Source organism: Streptomyces sp. HUAS TT11 (genome assembly GCF_051553595.1).
In the GTDB taxonomy this organism is placed as follows: domain Bacteria; phylum Actinomycetota; class Actinomycetes; order Streptomycetales; family Streptomycetaceae; genus Streptomyces.
In genome coordinates this window covers 3,650,619-3,672,031 of the sequence record NZ_CP196184.1, presented here as the reverse complement: position 1 = coordinate 3,672,031, position 21,413 = coordinate 3,650,619, and the positions used below count along the sequence as shown (strand labels likewise).

Annotated in this window: 22 protein-coding genes and 1 pseudogene; 8 read left to right on the top strand and 15 right to left on the bottom strand. The window is 70.7% G+C overall.

From position 1 onward, the window contains the following. Positions 1-43 precede the first annotated feature (43 nt). From ACSHXN_RS16365 to ACSHXN_RS16355, 3 genes and pseudogenes are all read right to left on the bottom strand, one after another. Positions 44-1,150 (bottom strand): serine hydrolase domain-containing protein, encoded by a 1,107-nt coding sequence (locus ACSHXN_RS16365; protein WP_438303280.1) that lies wholly within the window; start codon positions 1,148-1,150, stop codon positions 44-46. A 168-nt stretch (positions 1,151-1,318) separates the two neighbouring features. Beyond that, positions 1,319-2,200: a hypothetical protein gene (locus tag ACSHXN_RS16360; RefSeq protein ID WP_356111518.1), complete on the bottom strand. Its 882-nt coding sequence runs from the start codon at positions 2,198-2,200 to the stop codon at positions 1,319-1,321. A 169-nt stretch (positions 2,201-2,369) separates the two neighbouring features. Continuing rightward, positions 2,370-2,826 (bottom strand): annotated as a pseudogene (locus ACSHXN_RS16355) (DUF4291 family protein); the annotation flags it as partial. Between the two features lie 62 nt (positions 2,827-2,888). On the opposite strand from ACSHXN_RS16355, the gene ACSHXN_RS16350 reads away from it, so the two are divergent. Next, positions 2,889-3,350 carry a hypothetical protein gene (locus tag ACSHXN_RS16350; protein WP_356111520.1) on the top strand — a complete coding sequence of 154 codons (462 nt, stop codon included), beginning with the start codon at positions 2,889-2,891 and terminating at the stop codon, positions 3,348-3,350. Positions 3,351-3,565: 215 nt separating this feature from the next. Here ACSHXN_RS16350 and ACSHXN_RS16345 read toward each other — a convergent pair whose 3' ends face one another. Further along, the gene (locus ACSHXN_RS16345; protein ID WP_438303279.1) at positions 3,566-3,850 is read right to left on the bottom strand and encodes a hypothetical protein; all 285 of its coding nucleotides are present in this window, start codon (positions 3,848-3,850) and stop codon (positions 3,566-3,568) included. A 264-nt stretch (positions 3,851-4,114) separates the two neighbouring features. After that, the gene (locus tag ACSHXN_RS16340; RefSeq protein WP_438303278.1) at positions 4,115-4,492 is read right to left on the bottom strand and encodes a winged helix-turn-helix transcriptional regulator; all 378 of its coding nucleotides are present in this window, start codon (positions 4,490-4,492) and stop codon (positions 4,115-4,117) included. A gap of 100 nt (positions 4,493-4,592) precedes the next feature. Here ACSHXN_RS16340 and ACSHXN_RS16335 point away from each other — a divergent pair, with 100 nt between their 5' ends. After that, positions 4,593-5,240, top strand: coding sequence for an NADPH-dependent F420 reductase (locus ACSHXN_RS16335; RefSeq protein WP_438303277.1), 648 nt, complete (start codon positions 4,593-4,595; stop codon positions 5,238-5,240). 330 nt (positions 5,241-5,570) lie between these two features. On the opposite strand, the gene ACSHXN_RS16330 is transcribed toward ACSHXN_RS16335, so the two are convergent. The 4 genes from ACSHXN_RS16330 to ACSHXN_RS16315 form a co-directional block, all read right to left on the bottom strand. Next, entirely contained in the window at positions 5,571-6,164 is a 594-nt protein-coding gene (locus tag ACSHXN_RS16330) for a DUF4291 domain-containing protein (protein WP_356111524.1), read from the bottom strand. Between the two features lie 334 nt (positions 6,165-6,498). Beyond that, positions 6,499-7,092, bottom strand: coding sequence for a DUF3885 domain-containing protein (locus ACSHXN_RS16325; protein WP_356111526.1), 594 nt, complete (start codon positions 7,090-7,092; stop codon positions 6,499-6,501). Then, the gene (gene msrA, locus ACSHXN_RS16320; RefSeq protein ID WP_356111528.1) at positions 7,089-7,757 is read right to left on the bottom strand and encodes a peptide-methionine (S)-S-oxide reductase MsrA; all 669 of its coding nucleotides are present in this window, start codon (positions 7,755-7,757) and stop codon (positions 7,089-7,091) included. The genes ACSHXN_RS16325 and msrA overlap by 4 nt, the downstream gene beginning before the upstream one ends. Before the next feature lie 126 nt (positions 7,758-7,883). After that, on the bottom strand, positions 7,884-9,002 hold the full coding sequence (locus tag ACSHXN_RS16315) for a hypothetical protein (RefSeq protein ID WP_355134468.1): 1,119 nt from the start codon (positions 9,000-9,002) through the stop codon (positions 7,884-7,886). Between the two features lie 348 nt (positions 9,003-9,350). Here ACSHXN_RS16315 and ACSHXN_RS16310 point away from each other — a divergent pair, with 348 nt between their 5' ends. Then, the gene (locus tag ACSHXN_RS16310) at positions 9,351-10,505 is read left to right on the top strand and encodes a cystathionine gamma-synthase (RefSeq protein WP_355134470.1); all 1,155 of its coding nucleotides are present in this window, start codon (positions 9,351-9,353) and stop codon (positions 10,503-10,505) included. A 10-nt stretch (positions 10,506-10,515) separates the two neighbouring features. On the opposite strand, the gene ACSHXN_RS16305 is transcribed toward ACSHXN_RS16310, so the two are convergent. The 3 genes from ACSHXN_RS16305 to ACSHXN_RS16295 all read right to left on the bottom strand — a co-directional run bounded on the left by ACSHXN_RS16305 (position 10,516) and on the right by ACSHXN_RS16295 (position 12,047). Beyond that, entirely contained in the window at positions 10,516-10,764 is a 249-nt protein-coding gene (locus ACSHXN_RS16305) for a hypothetical protein (protein WP_355134472.1), read from the bottom strand. 67 nt (positions 10,765-10,831) lie between these two features. Continuing rightward, positions 10,832-11,335, bottom strand: a complete 504-nt coding sequence (locus ACSHXN_RS16300; protein ID WP_355134474.1) for a sigma factor-like helix-turn-helix DNA-binding protein — start codon at positions 11,333-11,335, stop codon at positions 10,832-10,834. Between the two features lie 205 nt (positions 11,336-11,540). Beyond that, positions 11,541-12,047 carry a MarR family winged helix-turn-helix transcriptional regulator gene (locus ACSHXN_RS16295; protein WP_355134654.1) on the bottom strand — a complete coding sequence of 169 codons (507 nt, stop codon included), beginning with the start codon at positions 12,045-12,047 and terminating at the stop codon, positions 11,541-11,543. A 163-nt stretch (positions 12,048-12,210) separates the two neighbouring features. Here ACSHXN_RS16295 and ilvA point away from each other — a divergent pair, with 163 nt between their 5' ends. The 3 genes from ilvA (at position 12,211) to ACSHXN_RS16280 (ending at position 15,499) form a co-directional block, all read left to right on the top strand. Then, complete coding sequence (gene ilvA / locus ACSHXN_RS16290) at positions 12,211-13,440, top strand: threonine ammonia-lyase (protein ID WP_438303276.1); 1,230 nt, start codon at positions 12,211-12,213, stop codon at positions 13,438-13,440. A 194-nt stretch (positions 13,441-13,634) separates the two neighbouring features. Further along, on the top strand, positions 13,635-14,645 hold the full coding sequence (locus ACSHXN_RS16285) for an ATP-binding cassette domain-containing protein (protein WP_355134478.1): 1,011 nt from the start codon (positions 13,635-13,637) through the stop codon (positions 14,643-14,645). Beyond that, complete coding sequence (locus tag ACSHXN_RS16280; protein ID WP_438303275.1) at positions 14,642-15,499, top strand: ABC transporter permease; 858 nt, start codon at positions 14,642-14,644, stop codon at positions 15,497-15,499. The genes ACSHXN_RS16285 and ACSHXN_RS16280 overlap by 4 nt, the downstream gene beginning before the upstream one ends. An 89-nt stretch (positions 15,500-15,588) precedes the next feature. On the opposite strand, the gene greA is transcribed toward ACSHXN_RS16280, so the two are convergent. Both greA and ACSHXN_RS16270 read right to left on the bottom strand, forming a co-directional pair. Continuing rightward, entirely contained in the window at positions 15,589-16,089 is a 501-nt protein-coding gene (greA, locus tag ACSHXN_RS16275) for a transcription elongation factor GreA (protein ID WP_355134482.1), read from the bottom strand. 168 nt (positions 16,090-16,257) lie between these two features. Further along, complete coding sequence (locus tag ACSHXN_RS16270) at positions 16,258-16,656, bottom strand: DUF4307 domain-containing protein (protein WP_355134484.1); 399 nt, start codon at positions 16,654-16,656, stop codon at positions 16,258-16,260. A gap of 157 nt (positions 16,657-16,813) precedes the next feature. Between ACSHXN_RS16270 and mca the strand changes: the two genes are divergently transcribed. Together mca and ACSHXN_RS16260 are read left to right on the top strand one after the other, a co-directional pair. Then, positions 16,814-17,686: a mycothiol conjugate amidase Mca gene (mca, locus tag ACSHXN_RS16265; RefSeq protein ID WP_438303274.1), complete on the top strand. Its 873-nt coding sequence runs from the start codon at positions 16,814-16,816 to the stop codon at positions 17,684-17,686. A 12-nt stretch (positions 17,687-17,698) separates the two neighbouring features. Further along, on the top strand, positions 17,699-17,971 hold the full coding sequence (locus tag ACSHXN_RS16260; RefSeq protein WP_355134486.1) for a hypothetical protein: 273 nt from the start codon (positions 17,699-17,701) through the stop codon (positions 17,969-17,971). Positions 17,972-18,041: 70 nt separating this feature from the next. Here ACSHXN_RS16260 and ACSHXN_RS16255 read toward each other — a convergent pair whose 3' ends face one another. Then, positions 18,042-21,239 (bottom strand): tetratricopeptide repeat protein, encoded by a 3,198-nt coding sequence (locus ACSHXN_RS16255; protein WP_356111535.1) that lies wholly within the window; start codon positions 21,237-21,239, stop codon positions 18,042-18,044. Between the last annotated feature and the right edge of the window lie 174 nt (positions 21,240-21,413).

Sequence of the window (21,413 nt, the reverse complement as noted above, 5' to 3'; positions counted from 1 at the left end):
GTGGAGTCGTGATGCCACTGCGCCGAACGACGCAGCCGTCGGATCACGTCCGCAGCCCCATGAGCCCGTCGTACGCGGCCATCACCAGCTCCAGCCCCCGGTTGTCGTCCGCGGGTTCGCGCATCTGATGGGTCACGTAAGCCACCGCCATACGGGCCTCGGGATCGATCATGACGAGCGAACCGCCCCAGCCGCCCCACCCGAAGGTGTTGCCGAACAGCCCATAGCCGAGCCCGTAACGGACCGGCATGCCCAGGAGGCGGTCCTCGCCGCTGAACTGCTCCTCCCTCGCACGGTCGCAGCCCGCCTGCGACAGCAGCCGCACCCCACGCACCGTTCCCCCGCAGGCCATCACCGACTGCACCAGGGCGACCGAGCGGGCGTTGCCGAAGCCGCTCGCCGCGGGGATCTGCGCGCGACGCCACGCCACGCTGTTCCCGTCACGGACCCGTACGGCGGTGCCGGTGGCCGGGGACGCGCTGCGGCCGGGCGCGCTCGCGGCGTAGTCCTCGCCGTGCGACGACGGCGGGACGGCGAGCGCCACCCGGTGGTCGTCCTCGGCGGGCAGCCCGATGTGGAAGTCGGCACCCAGCGGCCCGGCCACCTCCTCCGCGAAGAACTCGCCCGGGCTCCGGCCGGTGATCCGGCGTACGACCTCGCCCACGAGAAACCCCTGGGTGAGCGAGTGGTATCCGGCCGCGCTTCCCGGTTCCCATTGCGGGGCCGACGCGGCCAGCCGTGCCGTGGCGGCAGGCCAGTCGTAGAGCTCCTCGATCGGCCCGTCCCAGTCGGGCAGGCCCGCGGTGTGCGCGAGCAGATGCCGTACCAGCACCTTGTCCTTGCCCGCCGCGGCGAACTCGGGCCAGTACCGGGCGACCGGTGCGGCCGGATCGAGGTCGCCGCGGTCGGCCAGGACCAGCGCGCACAGTGCCGTCATCGTCTTGGTGACGGACCAGACATTGGTGATCGTGTCCTGCTGCCACGGGGTCGTGCGGTCCGCGTCGGCGAATCCGCCCCAGACGTCCACCACCGACTCGCCGTCCACGAAGACCGCGACCGAGGCACCCGCGTCCCCCTCGTCCAGCAACCCGGCCAGCGCATTCGGCACCGCGGTGAACAGATCGTCGTACGTGCCCCGGATATCGGCCATGTGCCGTATTAGTGCGTATCGGCCGGTCGGAGGCAATCGAATTTCCCGGACCGGGGCGAGCGTTCCCCTGCGGCGGTGGTCAGGTCGTGGCTCCGGTCGCCGGGGACCACGACCTGCCCGCCCCGGGCACCGTCACCTCCCCCGCCCGGCTGCAACTCGGTGAGCTCCCTACGGCCGTCCGTACGGCACCGGCCGACCGGTGAACGCGTCCAGGAGCACGCGGTCGCCGAGCGGCCGGTCCAGTCGCACCGTCATCCTCTTGCTGAGCAGCTGGGCGGTGCAGGGACCGTCCTTCGTCCCGACGACGGACGTGGACAGCACCACGCTCCCGTCCGTCTCGAGCACGTCCACGGCAGGACCGTCGTCGCAGGCACCGTGGCCGGCCGTAACGGTGACGGACCGGCCGTCCCCCGCCGTCCCGACCAGTCGCCGGAGCGGCTGCAGCGCGGCGCTGGGCCCCTCCGCGACCGGCTCGATCGGCAGCGTGGGAGGCTTCGAGGCACGGACGGCGGCCCACTTGAGCGGAGTGTCGTAGCCGTCCAGGGTGAAAAGCCAGGCCGGGACGGTGGCCGGGCCGCGGCTGGTGGCCAGGGTCATCTCACCCAGCTTCGCCCCGACCACGGGCAACTGCGGTCCGTTGGTGCCGCCGCGGGCCACTGCCTCGTACGCCTGCCGTGCCTCCATCAGCGGCAGCGTGAGCGAGCCCCCGCCATCCCACTTCACCAGGCCGTTCTTCCGCGGCGCGGCGGGGAGCCGGCCGCGCAGGACGAAGTTCCCGCTCTCGTAGGCCTGCTTGTCGGCTTCGTCGTGGAAGGCGTCCTCGGGCACCTGGACCGCCTCACCGATCGGGTAGTAGCCCGTGCGCCAAGCCCGGGCGGCCTCGGAGCCGTCCCAGGCATCGGCCACCTGACGCGCGCGGGCCTCCGCCTTCGGGTTGTGGCCGGGGGTGCGGGACTGAGCGCCACGACCGCTGTCGCAGCCGACGACGGCCCCACCCGCCGCGGCAAGCAGGGTGAGGGCGAGGAACAGTTGCGCGGTGCGTGTGGGCATGGGTCCCCCTGGGTCCGACGATGACGGCACAGGCCTCGCGGTGTACCGCTCCTACGACGCACCGGACCACGGTTGCGTTCGGTGCGCCCGGACCTCTCCGGTGGCACCGGAGCAGGTGGATCTCCCCGAACACAGTGGGCCGCGGCCGGCTGTCGGGTGAACCGGCCCGTCATGCCTGTAGGCGGGCCAGGAGTTCGCCTCCGACGGGACAGGGGCGCTCCTGGGGCAGCAGTCGGGCGGCGGAGTCCGCGTCACCACCGCTGACAAGGGTGTGGATCTCATGGGCGGCCGGGGTCACGTCGCGGATGCCGACCGTCCATTCGTCGCCGTGGCGTCGCACGGCCGCACCGGGACACCCAGCTGCAAGGACCGGTACGGCAGGGGCTGGATTGCAGGTGCCGCTCGGGGTCCCACTGCACGCGAGCAGGCGCACGCTTCAACTGCCGCCGCCAGGGAACTTGTTCGGGATGCATTCCGCAGACGTAATGCGACAGGCACGCGTGGCGCAGCGCCCTCTCGAAGCCGTCTCGGCTGATCTCGACCGCCAGGACGGTCTCCTGCCCCGCCTTCGCAGGCCGGCCGCAGCGGTACATCATCCACAGGAACGACGGCTCGATCCACGTCAAGCCAGGTCCAGGGACCTTTTCCGGGCAAGCAGCCGACGGGGGTGTTCGCCCTCCCTGGCAGGATGGCCGATATGGAGATCATTCCGGGACTCGGCGTCGACGTGGTCAAGATCGGTGACCCGCGATCGCAGGTCGAAGAGCGCACCGGCCCGCCATATCACGGCCCCGGCGGACTGCGGGCCGTCTACACCACCGCACCCATGCTGGTGATCACCTACGCGGAAGACGAGACGGTCGAACTCGTAGAGATCCACTACAGCGGTGAAGGCGGCGATACGGAAGCGCACTACGACGGGGTTCAATTGACCCATCGTTTCCTCGATGACGTCGTCGCGGACCTTCACGCCCGGGGGTACACGAGCACGCCCTCAGACATCGGCCATGACTTTCATGCCGGATTCTCCGTGTGGTCCATGCGCTCACTGTGGGCCCCTGACCTCGACCCCGAAGCCGATGAGCACGACGAACGCACGGTCTCGGAAGGAGTCTCGGTGGCGCCATACGCCTACTTCGTCGAGAGGTGAGGGGAGGCCGGGAGACAGCGGTCCCCCCTCAGCGTGGGCCTTCCCGGGCGGGCGACACATGGAGAAGGGCAACGGTGATCCATGTCAAGTCGTGTTCACACCCCCCTTCGCGGCCGACGCACCTGACGGGATCAACGGCTGTGAAGGGCGACCACGTGCGCACTGCAGGCCGGTACGGCGCTGGGGGCCGTCTCATACGGCTGGACCGGACGCCGTCACGCGGAAGCCACCACGTCGCCGGCCATGACCCGGGGAGGGTTGGGGAGCAGAGACGCAAGATTGTCCCGTACGAAGTCCGCGGCCCTCGAGATCGATTCGTCGGCACCGGCCTGGTCCTGGAAGACGCTGGTCGAGACCATCACTCCGTCCCCGGTATCGATCCAGTAGTAGGCCACGAAGCCGGAGACCTGGCGCATGAGCGGCACGAACCCCTCGTTCACGAGACGTGCGGCCTCGGCCGAATCGGTCACCCCTTCGTACCGCCGGACTACTGCGTACATCGCCAAGCTCCTCACGGCGTTCTGGTCCGTCCACTGCTGAGACGTCGTACCCCTGCGAGGGCTGCCCGGCTCATGAGGCGTCCGGCAATCACCTGAAGGGCCGCCCCGGGTGGTCCGAACGGCGACAGCCGGCCCGGGCACGCGGCCCTGCCCACGTCTGCCGCGAGAAGGCGTCGACGCGGAGCAGCGCAGCCTGGACCGGTGGCTGCCCGCAACACGAAGGAGGCTGGGAAACGCGGCTTGATGACTCACGTCGAGCCTCGCTCACAGCCCTTTTCCCCGCTCTGTCTCCTGGGCCTCGAGAAGTTCGTCACCGTGTTCGACCGCCCAGCGTCCGAGCGCCATCATCGGGCCCTCGACCAGGCTCTGCCCCAAGCCGGTCAGGGCGTAGTCGATACGCGGCGGCGCCTCGGCATGTGCGTGCCGCTCGACCAGTACGCCCGCGAGCAGACGGTGCAAGGAGTCGCTCAGAACCTTGTCGCTGATGCCGCCGATCGCGGCCCGCAGGTCCCGGCGTCGGCGCGGTCCCCCGCGAAGCGCCGCCAGCACAACGGGGTCCCAGGTATGGGCGAAGAGATCGGTGGCCGCGCGCAAACGGCAATCGGCGACCAACTCGTAGCAGTGGGCGTCGTGATCAGTCATCTCGCAGCCCATCATCGCGCGTCGACCACGCACCGAATGGTGCGTAACGCCTTCCCTACCGTAGCCACCCGACCGACCACTGTGGGAGAGGAACAGACAGATGCGTATCGGAATCCTGGGAACAGGGACACTGGCGGCGGCTCTGGGCGAGGGCTGGGCACGTGCGCGACATGAGGTGGCGATCGGCGGGCGGTCGCAGGTCACAGCGGAGAAGCTCGCCGAGCGGCTGGGTCTCGGGGTGCTCGCTGTCACGCCACGGGAGGCGGCCACCGGGCGCGACGCGGTGCTGCTCGCCGTGTCCTGGGACGGCGTCGAGGACATGCTGGAGTCGGTGGGTGCGTCCGACGGCGTGTTCGAAGGGATTCCGTTGATCGATCCCACGAACGCCGTCAGCCATGGCGTCGGCGCTCTGCTCACCGAGCGCGGCGAGTCGATGGCCGAGCGGATCACCGGGCTGGCTCCGGGGGCCCGGGTCGTGAAGGCGTTCCATCTCTTTCCCGCCGGCCAGTGGACGAGCGCGCCCGGTGGTGGTGCGTCCCGTGTGACGGTGGCGATGTGCGGCGATGACGCGACGGCACTGGACGTCGTCGGCGAACTGGTCCGTGACGTCGGCGGAGTCCCGGCGACCCTGGGGACGCTGGATCGCGCGCGCCAGGTGGAGGAGGTGGCGGGTTTTGTCATCGGTTTGGCCTTCGCAGGCTTCGACCCTGGATCCGCCCTCCCTCACATCCCCTCGAACAGCAGATGAGCCGGCTCACAGGGACAGCCGTGGATTCCGCGTGGACCGCACGAATCCCGCGTTGCGGTTCTTTCCTGGCGACCAGCCCGGGTGGCCGCCTCGGGGAGCCACTGATTTACGACTGCCGTTCGCCGCGGAGGAGAGCGCCGGGCGCGGCACCGTGCGGGCTGCCGGTGCCGCGACGGCCGGCTTCAGGCACCTTTGCGCACGGCACGGGCTTACTTGTCCCCGGCTTCCGGCGTCGGAGCGATACCCGTAGGGCACGACACCCCCGTCCCGCCGAGCCTTGCTGCCCTGTGCCGCGTGGACGGCAGTCGGCCCCCGGACGAGCGTGCCCGGTCATGAGTTCAGGCGGGCCATCAGTTCGTCCTCGGCGGGGTACGGCCGCTCCTTGGGCAGCAGTCGGGTCGCGGAGGCCGGGTCGCCGCTGCTGACGAGTGCGTGGATCTCGCGGGCGAGCGGAGTCACGTCGTTGATGGAGACCGTCCACTCGTCCGCGTAACGTCGTACGGCCTCGCCGGAGAGCCCGAGTTGCAGCGAGCGATACGGCAGGGGCTGCAGATGCAGATCGCGCTCGGGGTCCCACTGGACGCGAGCGGATGCACGCTTCAGCCGGCGTTGCCAGGTGCTGCGATCGGAGTGCAGCCCACGGACGTAACTCGACAGGCACGCGTTGCGCAGTGCCCACTCGAAGCCCTCGCGAGTGATCTCGACGGCAAGTACGGTCTCCTGTCCCGGCTTTGTGCCCCAGCCACAGCGGTACATCATCCACAGGAACGACGGCTTGATCCAGGTCATGCGGTCCCGCTTCCATGCAGCGGGGAAACGGCCCTGGCGAACCGCAGGCATGCCGATCTCCGGTGAGTACGCCTGATAGACGGTGATCGTGGATGCCGTGTGGAGCGCACGGATTCCGCGTTGCGGTTCTTCCATGGCCTACAGGGTCAGGCCGACCGATGCCCGTCGGCCATCGATTTTCGACTCTGCAACGGGCAGCGTCCTCGGATCTCGCCAGGCGCAAAGCACGTACGCCGCAGCCCACGCGGCCGTGGCGCGACGCGAACGGCGACCGATGCCACGGCCGGTCGGACGGGACTCAGGCGGGTTCGGCTACTCCTCCGATGCCTCGGGCACCGGCGCGATGCCCGTCGGGCACAACGCCCCAGTTCGACTCGAACGGGTCACTCAGCCCCCCGTCCCGCCCAGCCCGCACTACCCCGCCGGGTTCTTGTACGGGTACCGCTGGTGCCAGCTCTCGATCGCCGTTTCAAAGGCCGGCGGGGTTTCGAGGCAGCCAGTCTTGGTGGCTGTCACGCATTCGGTCGCGTTCCGCGGAGCTCGTTGCGATGACGTCTGCGCCGCCGTCGTATGGATGGTGGATGCGGCTCAGTCCGCTGTCGGTGATGATCACTCCACTGAGTACGTCGTCTGCCACTCCGCGGAGGATGTCGTCGACCGTGCCTGGTCGCCAGGGGCGGCGGTCGGCGTAGAGGTGCGTGTAGCTGTGGAGTTCGGGGTCGGGATCGTCGTCGTACGCGAGCGTCGTCCATCGGGCGCCTTGCGGGTGCACCTCGTGCCGCTCTGGCGGGAGTTCCGGTCCGCCCGGTTCCCAGGACCAGGCCACGGTGATGACGTAGACGTCAGTGCCCTTGAAGAGTTCGTCCAGGACCGTGTTGTACCGGTGGAGGACGACGGTGTACTCGTCCTCGGTCTCCGGATAGCGCTTCGAGCCCGGCAGGCTGTGGAAGCGCACCCAACGGTCGCCGTAGGCAGTGCGCAGTTCGTGGGCGATGGGAGGCCCTTTCGGATACTGGTGCTGCCATAGTGCGGACAGGCGGTCCGTGTCGAGGTCGCTGCTCATCCCTCAGCCGGCGCCACGCCGATCGGGCAGGACACCCCGGTGCCGCCGAGCCCGCAGTACCCGCCCGGGTTCTTGTCCAGATACTGCTGGTGGTACCCCTCCGCCGGATAGAACTCGCGGTCCGCCGCGGGCAGCAGTTCCGTGGTGATCCTGCCGTGGCCCGAGTAGGTGAGGACCTTCTGGTAGGCCTCGCGGGACGCCTGGGCCGCGGTCGTCTGGGCGGGGGAGTGGGTGTGGATCGCCGAGCGGTACTGGGTTCCGACGTCGTTGCCCTGGCGGAAGCCCTGCGTGGGGTCGTGGGACTCCCAGAAGACCTTCAGCAGGCGCTCGTAGGAGATCTTCCGCGGGTCGTAGACCACACGGACCGCCTCGGTGTGGCCCGTCAGGCCCGAACAGACCTCTTCGTACGTGGGGTTCTCGGTCCAGCCGCCCTGATAGCCGACGAGCGTCGTGTGGATGCCCGTCGGGAGCCGCCAGAACGTGCGCTCGGCGCCCCAGAAGCAGCCGAGGGCGAAGTCCGCGATCTCCAGGCCCTCCGGGTAGGGGCCGAGGAGGGGGGTGCCGAGCACCGTGTGCCGCTCGGGGACCGTGAAGATCGGCTTCGGGCGGCCGCTCAGGGCCTGCTCCGGCGTGGGCAGCTGGGGCGTGCGGCTGTACGGGAACATGTGGTCTCCACAAGGGCACGGAACGGGTGGGGCCTGACGCGCAACGTGCGTGTCCGCCCCGGAATTCCGGGGCGGACACCCGGGGTCGCGGCAAGGACAGGCCGCCGTGCGGCGCGGGCGGCGGACTCAGTGCGGCAGGGCCGCCGGGCTGCCGCCGTTCGCCTCGAACCCCGCCACCGCCAGGGCCCGGTACATCGCGTAGTCCGCGGCCGGGTCGGCGCTCAGGGTCCAGGGCAGCGCACCCACATGACCGTCGACATGGACCAGCTGGGCCATCGCCTCCGGCCAGCGCTCGCTGCGGACCAGGAAGAAGATCAGGAGGTGGCGGACGTGCGCCAGCATGGGGTCGTCGGACCGGGCCGACTGCACCGCGAAGAGCGCGCCGTGGATCGCCTTGGTCACGACCTCGCTCCGGTAGAAGCTGCTGACCAGGTTCACCTCGGGGAGGTGCTCGAAGACCGCGAACAGGGGCATCGCCGCCAGGAGCGAGCCCTGCGGGGCGCGGGCGGCCGCCGCCTCCGCGAAGGAGTACGCCAGCTCGCGCGAGCCGTGCCACTTCTCGCACCAGTAGTGCAGTGCCGCCAGATGCGCCCCCATGTGGGCCGGGGCGCGGTCCAGGATCTTCAGCCACAGCTGCTCGAACTCCGGCCGCGGGTAGCCGAGGCCACGGGCCACCGAGAGCTCGATGATGTAGGGGACCGGGTCACCGGGGGCCAGCAGTGCCGCCTCCGCGCAGGCCGACTGCGCCTCCTCCATGATGATCCGGAACTCCTCCGTGCCCGGCGTCGACGTGCGCCAGGCCTGCTGCACCAGGAACTCCGCCTGAACGGCAGCGCCGCCCGCGTCCTTCGGGGCCTCGGTCCGCCACACCCGCAGCCACTGGCCGCCCGGGATCTCGCTCACTCCTCCGGGCCGCATCTGCAGCTCCAGGGACGCGGAGCCCGCGAAGGCCTGCACACGCTGCCAGCGCGTCTCGCCCTCCGCCTCCGTGCCGGCCAGGAGCTGCGCGGCGGCGCGGTAGTCCTGCGTGTGCTGCACCACGTCCAGGACGTCCAGCAGGTCCTTGTCGGGGCCGGGCATGCGGACGTCCAGCTCCTCCTGGCGGACGAAGCCGTAGTTCGCGGGGTCCGCCGCGTCCGGGTGGCCGGGCGCCACCTGCTGGATGCGCGCGCGCCTGCGCATGAGAACGGGCAGCAGGACCACGCAGAACATGGCCGCCGCCATCAGGACCCAGAGAATCGCCATGCCTCCAGCGAACCAGACGGGTCGGACACTTGGCCAACCCGGTCGCCGGGCCTGTGGAAAACCACTGACGCACCGCCCGGTACGGGCATCGGGTGCGGTCGCCGCGCCCAGCGCCTCGCACCCCTGTTGCCCGGCTCCGGCTCCCCGGATCCGGCTCTCTGGCTCTCCGGCTCCGGTTGGTCCCGCCCGTGCTCTCCGGGTCCGGCTCTGCGGGTCCAGGCGCTTCGGGGCCGCGCACTCCAGGTCCTGGTGCTCCGGGGCCGTGCTCTCCGGGTCCGGCTCGCCCGCCCGGCGCCCGGGTCCCCGAGGTCCGTCATCCCCGCCGCCGGAGCACTACCCTCGGTGCACATGAGCGACAGGCACATCAGTCAGCACTTCGAGACCCTCGCGATTCACGCGGGGAACACCGCCGACCCCCTCACGGGCGCGGTCGTCCCACCGATCTACCAGGTGTCGACCTACAAGCAGGACGGCGTCGGCGGGCTGCGCGGCGGCTACGAGTACAGCCGCAGCGCCAACCCGACCAGGACCGCGCTCGAGGAGAACCTCGCGGCCCTGGAGGGCGGCCGCCGTGGTCTCGCGTTCGCGTCCGGACTGGCGGCCGAGGACTGCCTGTTGCGTACGCTGCTCAGCCCCGGCGACCACGTGGTCATCCCGAACGACGCGTACGGCGGCACGTTCCGTCTGTTCGCGAAGGTCGTCTCGAGGTGGGGCGTGGAATGGTCCGTCGCCGACACCTCGGATCCGTCGGCGGTACGAGCCGCACTCACCCCGAAGACCAAGGTCGTCTGGGTGGAGACCCCCTCCAACCCGCTGCTCGGCATCACCGACATCGCCGTCGTCGCCCAGATCGCGCGTGACGCGGGCGCCAGGCTCGTCGTCGACAACACGTTCGCGACGCCCTACCTGCAGCAGCCCCTCGCGCTCGGCGCGGACGTCGTCGTGCACTCCCTGACCAAGTACATGGGCGGCCACTCCGACGTCGTCGGCGGTGCGCTGATCGTGAACGACCAGGAGCTCGGCGAGCAGCTGGCGTACCACCAGAACGCGATGGGCGCGGTCGCCGGTCCGTTCGACTCGTGGCTGGTGCTGCGCGGCACCAAGACGCTCGCGGTCCGAATGGACCGGCACAGCGAGAACGCCGCCAGGATCGCCGACATGCTCACCCGGCACGCGCGTGTGACGCGCGTTCTGTACCCGGGCCTGCCGGAGCACCCCGGTCACGAGATCGCCGCGAAGCAGATGAAGGCGTTCGGCGGCATGGTCTCCTTCCAGGTCGAGGGCGGCGAGGAGGCGGCGGTCGAGGTCTGCAACCGCGCCAAGGTGTTCACGCTCGGCGAGTCCCTGGGCGGTGTCGAGTCGCTCATCGAGCACCCGGGGCGGATGACGCACGCGTCCGCGGCCGGCTCGGCCCTGGAGGTCCCCTCCGACCTGGTCCGTCTCTCGGTGGGCATCGAGAACGTCGACGACCTCCTCGAGGACCTGCAGCAGGCCCTCGGCTAGCCGACGGTTCTCACCAGCCGCTGATGGGCGGAGTCGTCGTGGACGGCGGCTCCGCCCAGGGCCGGGCCACGGACGCCCAGATCGTGAAGGCGAGTGCCGCGGCCAGCAGCGTGAGCCACAGCAGGCGGCGCGCCGCCGTCCGGCGGCGCAGCATCCGGGTGCCGCGCCGCAGCACCTCCGGGTACAGGTCGGGCGGCACCGGGGGCGGTGTCCGCTCCAGCATCCGCCGTACGGCGGCGTCACGCTCGCGCAGATTCATCGGTCACCTCGGTTCCCGTGTGCGGGGCGGCCGGCCGGCCCGTCGCCCGTTCTCCGGCCCGGGCCGGTCACGACGGGGCCACCTTCGCCACGGGCAGCGTGGGCGCCGGCCGGGCCTGCGGGTGCAGCAGCGTCGCCACCGCCCGTGCGCAGATCGCGCGTACCCGCTCGGCGGGCAGTCCCAGCAGCGCCCCGGTCTGTTCCTCGGTCACACCTTCGTACAGCCTCAGTACGAGCATCAGCCGCTCCCGCGGGGACAGCCCCGCGAGGATGCCGCCCCGCTCCCTGCGCTGCCGGCCGAAGGTCCCGTGCCGGTGCCAGGCCTCGCGTGCGAAGCGGGTGGCGAGCCGCTGGCGCGTCCGGTCGTAGGGGTCGTCGCCGCGCAGCCGGTCCCAGGAGGCGTACGTCTCGGCGAGTGCCAGCGTCAGCAGGCGCCGGGCGCGCGGGTTGTCGTCCTGGGTCTCCGCGGTGAGCAGGGTGGCCGCGTGCAGCAGCCGTCCGGCCGCGCCCGCGACGAAGGCCTCGAAGTCCCGGGCCCGGCGGGCCTCCTGGGACGCATGCCGTTCTCGCACCACGCCTCCCGACTGAGGGCGACCATGAAGGGTCGGGACCGCGCCGTGCGGAGGCGGCCGGGCCCGCACGGCGCGGGTGCGGGATGCCGGAGCGCGTACGACAGGGACCCGGTCTCATATGAGACCGGTGGCGCCCCCGGGGTCAAGAGCCGGGGAGCGCTCGCACGCGTGCGTGCCGGGAGACTACGGACGGAGCGCCCGGGACTCAGGACGGCTGCTGGGACTCGTTCCCCGGAAGGACCTGTGCCGTCTGGCGGGCCGAGAGGGCCACGTTGAAGCGCGTGAGGAGCGAGCAGAACTCCTGGCGCTCCGCGGGGGTCCAGTCGTGCGTCAGTTCGGCCATGAGCTGCCGCCGGGAGGAGCGCACCTCTTCCAGGCGCGACAGTCCGCGCGGGGAGAGCTGCAGCACCACCGCGCGCCCGTCCTCCGGGTGGGAGGTCCGCTTGACGAGACCGGTGTCGACCAGCGGGGCCACCTGCCGGGTGACCGTCGACGAGTCGATGCCCATGCTCGCCGCAAGCGCCTTGACGCCCATCGGGCCTTCCTTGTCGAGGCGGTTGAGCAGGAGGTACGCGGCGCGGTCCATCGAGTTGCGCACCTGCCCGACCCCGCCGAGCCGCGTCTGTTCGGCGCGGCGTGCGAACACTGCGACCTCGTGCTGCAGCGTGTCCAGAAGACCGGGGTCACCGACGGTCGACATGTCCATCGACATTTCAGGTGTTGTGGGCATGGCCGGGGGCTCAATTCATGCGTGGAAGCTGGGTTGGGGGACAGGGTACGCGGCCGGGACGCGGGGCGTACCGGCGCTGCGCAAACCCGTTTCACAGCTTGGTCACACCCGCTGCGGACGGGCGTGAACTGCGAGACTTGTGGTCATGAACTACAGCACGGCCGACTCCCTGCCCGCGGTGACGCTGGACGACGTCCGGGGCGCCCAGAAGATGCTCTCGGGCGTCGCGCGCGTCACCGCGATGGAGGGCAGCAGGTACCTGTCGCAGCTGGTCGGTACACCGGTGCACCTGAAGTGCGAGAACCTCCAGCGGACCGGTTCGTTCAAGCTGCGTGGCGCGTATGTGCGCATCGCCGGGCTGCTGCCCGAGGAGCGGGCGGCGGGCGTCGTCGCCGCGAGCGCGGGCAACCACGCGCAGGGAGTGGCCCTCGCGTCCTCGCTGCTGGGGGTGCACTCCACCGTCTTCATGCCCAAGGGCGCGCCTCTGCCGAAGATCAGCGCGACCCGCGAGTACGGCGCCGACGTACGGCTGCACGGACAGGTGGTGGACGACACGCTGGCCGCCGCGCAGGAGTACGCGGCCGAGATGGGCGCGGTCCTCATCCATCCGTTCGACCATCCCGACGTCGTCGCGGGTCAAGGGACGGTGGGTCTGGAGATCCTGGAGCAGTGCCCCGAGGTGCGCACCATCGTCGTGGGCATGGGGGGCGGCGGGCTTGCGGCGGGAGTCGCGACCGCGGTGAAGGCGCTGCGTCCGGATGTGCGGGTGGTGGGCGTGCAGGCGGAGGGCGCGGCGGCGTACCCGCCCTCGCTGGCGGCCGGACGCCCGGTGCCGGTGAAGAACCCGGCGACGATGGCCGACGGGATCAGGGTGGGCCGGCCCGGCGAGGTGCCGTTCCGTATCGTCGAGGACCTGGTCGACGAGGTCCGCACGGTGTCGGAGGACGCCCTGTCCGCCGCGGTCCTGCTGTGCCTGGAGCGGATCAAGCTGGTCGTGGAGCCGGCCGGCGCGAGTCCCGTGGCGGCGCTGCTGAGTGGTCCCGGCACCTTCGAGGGGCCGGTGGTGGCGCTGCTGTCCGGCGGCAACGTGGACCCGGTGCTGCTCCAGCGCATCCTGCGCCACGGCATGGCCGCGCAGGGCCGCTACCTCGCCGTCCGGCTGCGGGTGACCGACCGTCCGGGGGCACTCGCGACGCTTCTCGGGGTGTTGTCAGTGGCCGACGCTAACGTCCTCGATGTGAGTCACGTACGGACCGACCCGCGGCTCGGGCTCACGGAGGCGGAGGTCGAGCTGCACCTGGAGACGATGGGCCCGGAGCACTGCGCCGAGGTGGGCCGGGCACTGCGGGAGGCGGGTTACACCGTCATCGACTGAGGTCGGGGGGCGTTGTCGTGACCCGGTGGAAAAATGCATTGAGAGACGCGATACATCGCGTTATGGTGTGAGCGTCTCGCCGGTCCGTGCCCACGCGCGGCCGTTCGCGGCCGCGCGGGCGGAAAACCCATCGAGCGGACGAAGCCCGAATCGTACCCTCATTGCCCGAATTTCCAACGACGTGGAGAACTGATATGCCAGGCGCCATCTATGCCGAAGGTCTGGTGAAGACCTTCGGTGACGTAAGGGCTCTGGACGGCGTCGACCTAGATGTCCCGGAGGGCACCGTGCTGGGCCTCCTGGGGCCGAACGGCGCGGGCAAGACCACCACGGTCCGCTGCCTCACGACCCTGCTGCGCCCCGACAGCGGCACCGCGACCGTCGCGGGGATCGACGTGCTCAAGCATCCCGACGCGGTGCGCCGCTCGGTCGGCCTGTCCGGCCAGTTCGCCGCGGTCGACGAGTATCTGACCGGCCGGGAGAACCTTCAGATGGTGGGCCAGCTCTACCAGATGAAGGCGAAGGCGGCCAAGCAGCGGGCGGCGGAGCTGCTGGAGCAGTTCAACCTCACGGAGGCCGCCGACCGCCCCACGAAGACCTACTCCGGCGGTATGCGCCGCCGCCTCGACCTCGCGGCCGCGCTCGTGGTCCGTCCGCCCGTGATGTTCATGGACGAGCCGACGACCGGTCTCGACCCGCGCAACCGCCAGCAGCTGTGGGAGGTCATCAAGCAGCTCGTCTCCGGCGGTACGACGCTCCTGCTGACCACCCAGTACCTCGAAGAGGCCGACCATCTGGCGCACGAGATCTGCGTGGTCGACCACGGCCGCGTCATCGCCCGCGGCACCTCCGACCAGCTCAAGGCACGCACCGGCGGCGAGCGCGTCGAGGTCGTCGTGCACCAGCGCGAGGACATCCCGACCGCCACCGACGTCCTGCGCGGCTTCGGCAAGGGTGAGACCACGGTCGAGGAGCACATGCGCAAGCTCACCGTCCCCGTCACCGGCGGCGCCAAGCTCCTCGCCGAGGTCATCCGGGAGCTGGACACCCACGGAATCGAGATCGACGACATAGGGCTGCGCCGTCCCACCCTGGACGACGTCTTCCTGTCGCTGACCGGTCACATGGCCGAGCAGAAGTCCGAGGACAGCGGCGAGGCCGAGAACCCCAAGGCCCGCAAGCGCACGAAGGAGAGCGCCAAGTGAGTGCAGTCACCGACACCGTGACCGCCGCGGCGCCGGCGAACCCGATCAGCCAGTCCGTCCGGGACTCGCTGGTGGTCGCGAAGCGGAATCTGATCCGGATGACCCGCATTCCGGAGATGGTGATCTTCGGGCTGATCCAGCCGATCATGTTCGTGGTGCTGTTCAGCTATGTCTTCGGCGGATCGATGCAGATCGGTGGCAGCACCAGCCCCGAGGCCTACCGCAACTTCCTGATGGCCGGCATCTTCGCCCAGACCGTCACGTTCGCCACGGCGGGCGCCGGCGCGGGCATCGCCGACGACATGCACAAGGGACTCATCGACCGCTTCCGCTCCCTGCCCATGGCGCGGGGCGCGGTGCTCACCGGGCGGACGCTCGCGGACCTCGTGCAGACCGCGCTGACCGTCTTCGTCCTCGCGATCGTCGCCCTGCTGGTCGGCTGGCGTGTGGGCTCCAACGGCGACACCAACGCCGGCAAGGTGCTGGCCGCGTTCGGTCTGCTGCTGCTGACGGGGTACGCGTTCACCTGGATCGGCGCGCTGATCGGTCTGTCGGTGCGTACGCCGGAGGCGGCCACCTCGGGTGGACTGATCTGGCTCTTCCCGGTCACGTTCATCTCGAACGCGTTTGTGGACACCACCCATATGACGCCCTGGTTGCGGCACGTCGCCGAGTGGAATCCGTTCAGCGCGACGGTCCAGGCCTGCCGCACGCTGTTCGGCAACCCCGGCGTCTCGCCGTCGGACGCCTGGCCCATGGCCCATCCCGTCTGGGCGTCCCTGATCTACTCGGTCGTGATCGTCGTGATCTTCCGGACGCTGGCGGTGCGCAAGTACCGCTCCGCGACAGCCTGACGCGACCGCGTCCCCGGGGCGCCGCCCCGGGGACGGCGATGCCCCCGGTGCCGCGCGGGCGCCGGGGGCATCGCCGAGGTGTGGAAGGCTCAGCCCTGGTAGGGCTCGGCCTTCAGGATCTTCACCGAGGCCTTCTTGCCGTTGGGCAGCTCGTACTGCGCGTCCTCACCGACCTTGTGGCCGAGCACGCCCGCGCCGAGCGGGGACTGCGGCGAGTACGTCTCGATGTCGGCGCTCGCGTACTCGCGCGAGGCGAGCAGGAACGTCAGCGTGTCGTCCTCGTCACCGTCGAAGGCGATCGTCACGACCATGCCGGGGGCCACGGCGCCATCGGTCGAGGTCGGAGCCTCGCCGACCTGGGCATTCTCCAGGAGCTGGGTCAGCTGGCGCACACGGAGCTCCTGCTTGCCCTGCTCCTCCTTGGCCGCGTGGTACCCGCCGTTCTCGCGCAGGTCGCCCTCCTCGCGCGCAGCCGCGATCTTGGCGGCGATCTCCGTGCGCGCAGGACCAGTAAGGTGCTCAAGCTCGTCCTTGAGCTTGTTGTACGCCTCCTGGGTCAGCCAGGTGACGTTCTCGCTGGTCTGGGTCACAGGTGCTCCTCGTCGGTACTGGGAATACAAAGCATCGCCCTACCCAGAAGAACGGTCCTTCACGAGTGGGCGAAACCACGAGCCTAACAATTCAACGGCCAAAGGGGGAGGACATAAGCCATCAGAATTACGTCAACGCAGGTCAGCGCGTACGTGGGGCGGGTGACGTCAGCCCGTGTGGCAGCCGAGCAGCTCCGCCGTGCTTCCCCGGGACGTGGTGCGCAGGGTGACGACCTTGTCGATGCGTGTGCCGTGTCCGTCGAACCGGAAATCCGCGCGGCCGACCTCGGTGCCGTCCGCGGACTGGGAGCGCAGGGTGCAGTAGCCGGTGGCGTCCGCGTCCTTGCGGACCTCCAGGTGCACCTCGACCGCGTCCTGCGAGGCCTGGAAGGTGATCACTTCGCCGCTGATCTTGTTCTGGAAGACGTAGTGGTACGCGAACAGGCCGACGACCAGCAGCAGCACCACGCCCAGCACACTGCCGACGATCTTGAGTGTGCGGTCGGCGCGCTCGTCCGCGGAGCGGCCGTAGCGCCCTTGGGGCAGCTCCGTGCTCGCCGTACTCATGATCGTCCTCTCGGCAGGGGCCGGGACAGACGCCCCGGACGGGGCGTTCCGGGACCGGTCCCGGAATTTTTCACCCTCCGATTCGGTCACTATAGAAGCCGCTCATCGCGCCGAATCACCCAGGGCGCGCACTTGACGACTTACTGAGGATCGAGTCTTGACTGACCAACTGCGACTGATGGCTGTGCACGCCCACCCCGACGACGAGTCGAGCAAGGGCGCGGCCACCATGGCGAAGTACGTGTCCGAGGGGGTGGACGTGCTGGTGGTGACCTGCACGGGCGGGGAGCGCGGCTCCATCCTCAACCCGAAGCTCCAGGGCGACAAGTACATCGAGGAGCACATCCACGAGGTACGCAAGAAGGAGATGGACGAGGCCCGGGAGATTCTCGGCGTCAAGCAGGAGTGGCTCGGCTTCGTCGACTCCGGCCTGCCCGAGGGCGACCCGCTGCCCCCGCTTCCCGAGGGCTGTTTCGCCCTGGAGGACATCGACAAGGCGGCCGGGGAGCTGGTGCGCAAGATCCGCGCGTTCCGTCCGCAGGCGATCACCACCTACGACGAGAACGGCGGTTACCCGCACCCCGACCACATCATGACCCACAAGATCTCGATGGTGGCGTTCGAGGGTGCCGCGGACACCGAGAAGTACCCGGAGGCGGAGTTCGGCCCGGCGTGGCAGCCGCTGAAGCTGTACTACAACCAGGGCTTCAACCGGCCGCGCACCGAGGCGCTGCACCACGCGATGCTCGACCGCGGTCTCGAGTCGCCGTACGGGGAGTGGCTGGAGCGGTGGAGCGAGATGGAGCGCGTCGAGCGCACGCTGACCACCCACATCCCGTGCGCGGACTTCTTCGAGATCCGTGACAAGGCGCTGATCGCGCACGCCACTCAGATCGACCCCGACGGGGGCTGGTTCCGGGTCCCGATGGACCTCCAGAAGGAGGTCTGGCCCACGGAGGAGTACGAGCTCGCGAAGTCCCTCGTGGACACCTCCCTCCCGGAGGACGACCTCTTTGCAGGCATCCGCTAGCCCTGAGGGACAATGCCTGACATGAGCGCAAGCGCAAGCCTGGCAATGACGCACCTCGTCACCTTCGCCGAGGTGGACCAGAACAAGGTCACTCCCGGTGTCCTCGGCTTCATCGTCTTCGCGGCGATGGCACTGGCCGTGTGGCGCCTGATGAAGTCCATGAACAAGCACATGGGCAAGGTGGACTTCCAGGTGAACGCCGAGGACGACACCTCCGGCGGCGCCGAGAAGGCCGGCCGGAAGGACCCCGGCTCGGTCGGGGCGCCCAAGACCCAGCGGGGCTGAGGGCCCACCAGGGTATCCCAGGGGCTGTGCACGGCGGACGCCGGGCGCAGCCCCCGTTGGGGGTGGTGCGTCAGCGCCCGGCGGTCATCGGCACCCCCATGACCTCGCGCGCATGCCGACCCGGCACCATCCCCAGGCGCCACGCCTGCCAGCCGCCCTCCAGGCTCACACCCCGCTCCAGCAGCAGCCCGTACGCCGCCAGGTAGTCGTCCAGCTTGTCGTCCCTCGCCGGGTGGTACGCGCGTGCGAGCTGGGCCAGTTCCTCCTGGGCGACGGCCGTGCCCACCTCGGCCCCACCCGGTGAGGCGTAGGGCAGAAGGGTGCAGCGCAGAAAACGGGCCCAGTCCTCGCCCCTGCGGTCGCCGTAGGAGGTGAAGAGGTCCACCGCCTCGTCGCACAGGGCCAGCGCCTGCTGCGTACGGGCGTTCCCGGCGTCCACGACCGCCAGCTCCAGGCACGTCCAGGCCTCGCCGTGGGCCACGCCGATGCGCTGGAAGTCCGCCTTCGCGTCCACCAGCAACTGGCGGGCGAAGCCGGAGTTGCGCAGCGAGCCGGTCCTGGCCGCCCGCTGATCCCGGGTCACCCGAGCCGAGTGATGCCGGGCGCAGGCCAGGCCGTAGACGTCCCGCATCCGCGAGAACATCGTGCGTGCGCGCTCCAGATCACGGACCGCCTGGTCGAGGTCGCCGGCTTCCTCGAGGGCCTGGCCGAGGTAGTAGACCGTCCAGGCCTCGCCGCGGGCGTCCTCGTTCTCCCGGTGGCGCGTGGCGGCCCGCCGCAGGTCCTCGGCCGCCGCGGACGTGTCTCCGGCGAACAGGCGGGCGCGGGCCAGCTGGGTCAGTGCCCAGGCCTCGCCGCGGGCGTCATGGGTGCGGGTGTACAGATCCAGCGCGGTGCGCAGCTCGCTCTCCGCGCGCGGCACGTCCCCCATGCGCAGGGCGAGCTGGCCCAGCTGGAAGTGCGCCCAGGCCTCGCCGTGCACCGACTCGTTCTCCCGGTGCAGGACCAGGGCCCCGGTGAGCAGCTCCAGCGCCTGGTTCAGCCGAGCCCGGTCGCGCTCCACCGCTGCGAGCGCGTGCATCGTCCAGGCCCGGTCCGCCGCCAGTTCGGGGGCGGCCTGGAGGTCCATCGCCTCCTGGAGCTTCGCCGCCGCCTCGGTGAGGTTGCCCTGGTGGTGGAGGGTGATGCCGAGGGAGCACAGCGCCCTGGCGGCACCGGCGTCGTGGTGTGCCTCGAAGTAGAGGTCCACCACCGCGGCCAGTGTCGTCCGCGCCTTGTCCAGCTCGCCCAGCTGGCGTGCCGCGATACCCGTGCGCCACTGCACCGAGCGCACCAGAAGGCCCTGGTCGACGGCCTGCGTCAGCTCGCTGATCTCGCCCAGGCGGTAGAGGTCGCCGCGCAGCAGGCAGTAGTCGCACAGGGCGCCCAGGAGGTTCAGCACCGCCGCCTGGTCGACGCCCTCCGCGTGCCGCAGGGTGGCGGTGATGAAGCTCGACTCGTCGTCGAGCCAGCGCAGCGCGGCGTCCAGGGAGGTGAAGCCGTGCGGTCCGAAGCGGTCCGAGCGGGTCGACATATTGCCGTCCACCAGTCGCAGCACGGAGTCCGCCAGCTCCGCGTAGTTCACGATCAGGCGTTCCTGTGCGGCCGTGCGCTCGGCCGGCTCCTCCTCGTCGAGGAGCCGTGCCTGTGCGAAGCCCCGCACCAGGTCGTGCAGGCGGTAGCGGTTGCCGCGCACGTGGTCGATCAGGCCCGCGCCGGCCAGCGTCTGCAGATACCGGGCCGCGTCCTGATCGTCCGTGGCCAGCAGGGCCGCCGCCGCGGCCGCGCCGAGGGAGGCACGGCCCGCCAGCGCCAGCCGTCGCAGCAGCCGCCGGGCCGCCTCCGGCTGGTCGGTGTAGCGCAACCACAGGGCGCGCTCCACCGGCCCCACCGGTCCGTAGGCGGCGAGGTCCGCGGCCAGTCGGCGGGGGGAACGCGGGCCGAGCGACGAACCGGCGATGCGCAGGGCCAGCGGCAGCCCGCCGCACAGCTCCCTGGTGCGGTCGGCGGCCTCGGCGTCGTACGGTTCCGAGCCGTCCTGGGCCGCCGCGTTCAGCAGATCCTCGGCGCCCGCGGCGTCCAGCCCCCCGACCGGGAGCTGGTGGACGTAGGCCGGCAGGTCCTCCGGCAGGTCCAGGGGCTCCCGGGTGGTGACCAGCACCAGACTCTCGGACCGTTCGGGCAGGAGGGTGCGTACCTGCTCCGGGTCGAAGGCGTCGTCCAGCACGATCGTGACGGGCAGCTCCGTCAGATGCTGGTGGTACAGCTCGCTCAGTCGCTTGACCTGGTGGTCGGGGGCGGAGCGCTCACGGAACAGGAGCTGCTCGCGGGGCGCGCCGAGCCGGTTGAGCAGATGGAGCAGGGCGTCGCGGGTGGACAGCGGCTGCTCCTCGGTGCTGTCCCCGCGCAGGTCCACCACGCAGGCACCGCGGAAGTGGTCCTTGAGGTCGTGTGCGGCGTGGATCGCGAGTGATGTGCGTCCCGAGCCCGGTGGGCCGTGCAGCACGACCACCGACGGCTTGGTCTCGGTGCCCGCACGGGCCGACCGTACCCACTGCCGGATCCTGGCCAGCTCCGTGCGCCGGCCCGCGAACGAGGCGACGGGGTCGGGAAGCTGACCGAAGGACTGCTCGAGCACCGTGCGCCTGAGCGCCGCAGCGCTCTTGTCGGTGCGGCGCAGCCGGGGCGAGGCCTTGGCCTGGGTGGTCGAGGTGAGCACCTTCTGCTGGTCGAGGAAGGGGCGGATGCCGCGCACCTCCAGGGCGGTCAGCCACTGCAGGCGCAGCTGCTCGGCGCCGCCCGGCCGACCGAGCTCACCGGCCCGCCGGCTGGCCGCCGGCAGATGGGACGCCGTCACCTTGGCCACCGTGGCCGCGGCGCCCACGACCGCGACGGTCGCCCCGGTGCCCAGCGCGGTGCCGCCGTCCGTGCCCAGCGCGAGGTCCGCGACACAGGCCGCGACCGCGGCGACGGCCGCCACCAGGAGCGCCGTTCCCGCACCCTCCTTCGCGTACCGCTGCCCGAACGTCAGCCGGCCGGCCTCCGCCTCGTCGAGGGCCCGCGTGTACACCTCGTACTCTTCCGAGGCCGTCTGCGCCATCGCGTCGAGGGCTCCGCGCGCCCGCGACAGCAGGACGGTCCCCTCCGTGCGGCCGCCCGAGCGCCGCACCTCCTCCTCAACGGCCCGTGCCAACAGCCGCTCGGCTTCAGCCCGATGGCTGTCCCGCATGTCACGTCCCCCTCCGGCGTCAACTCCATTGTTTTTCAGTGTCCTTCGAGGACGGCGTCGGCGCGAGGGTGCCGACGATCAGGATTCGGGTCCGGTTGCCCCATCACCCGTGTGGTGTGCGCGGCCGTCCCGCCGGTCCCGGGGGCCACCTCGTGGGGGATCTCGGCGCGCGGT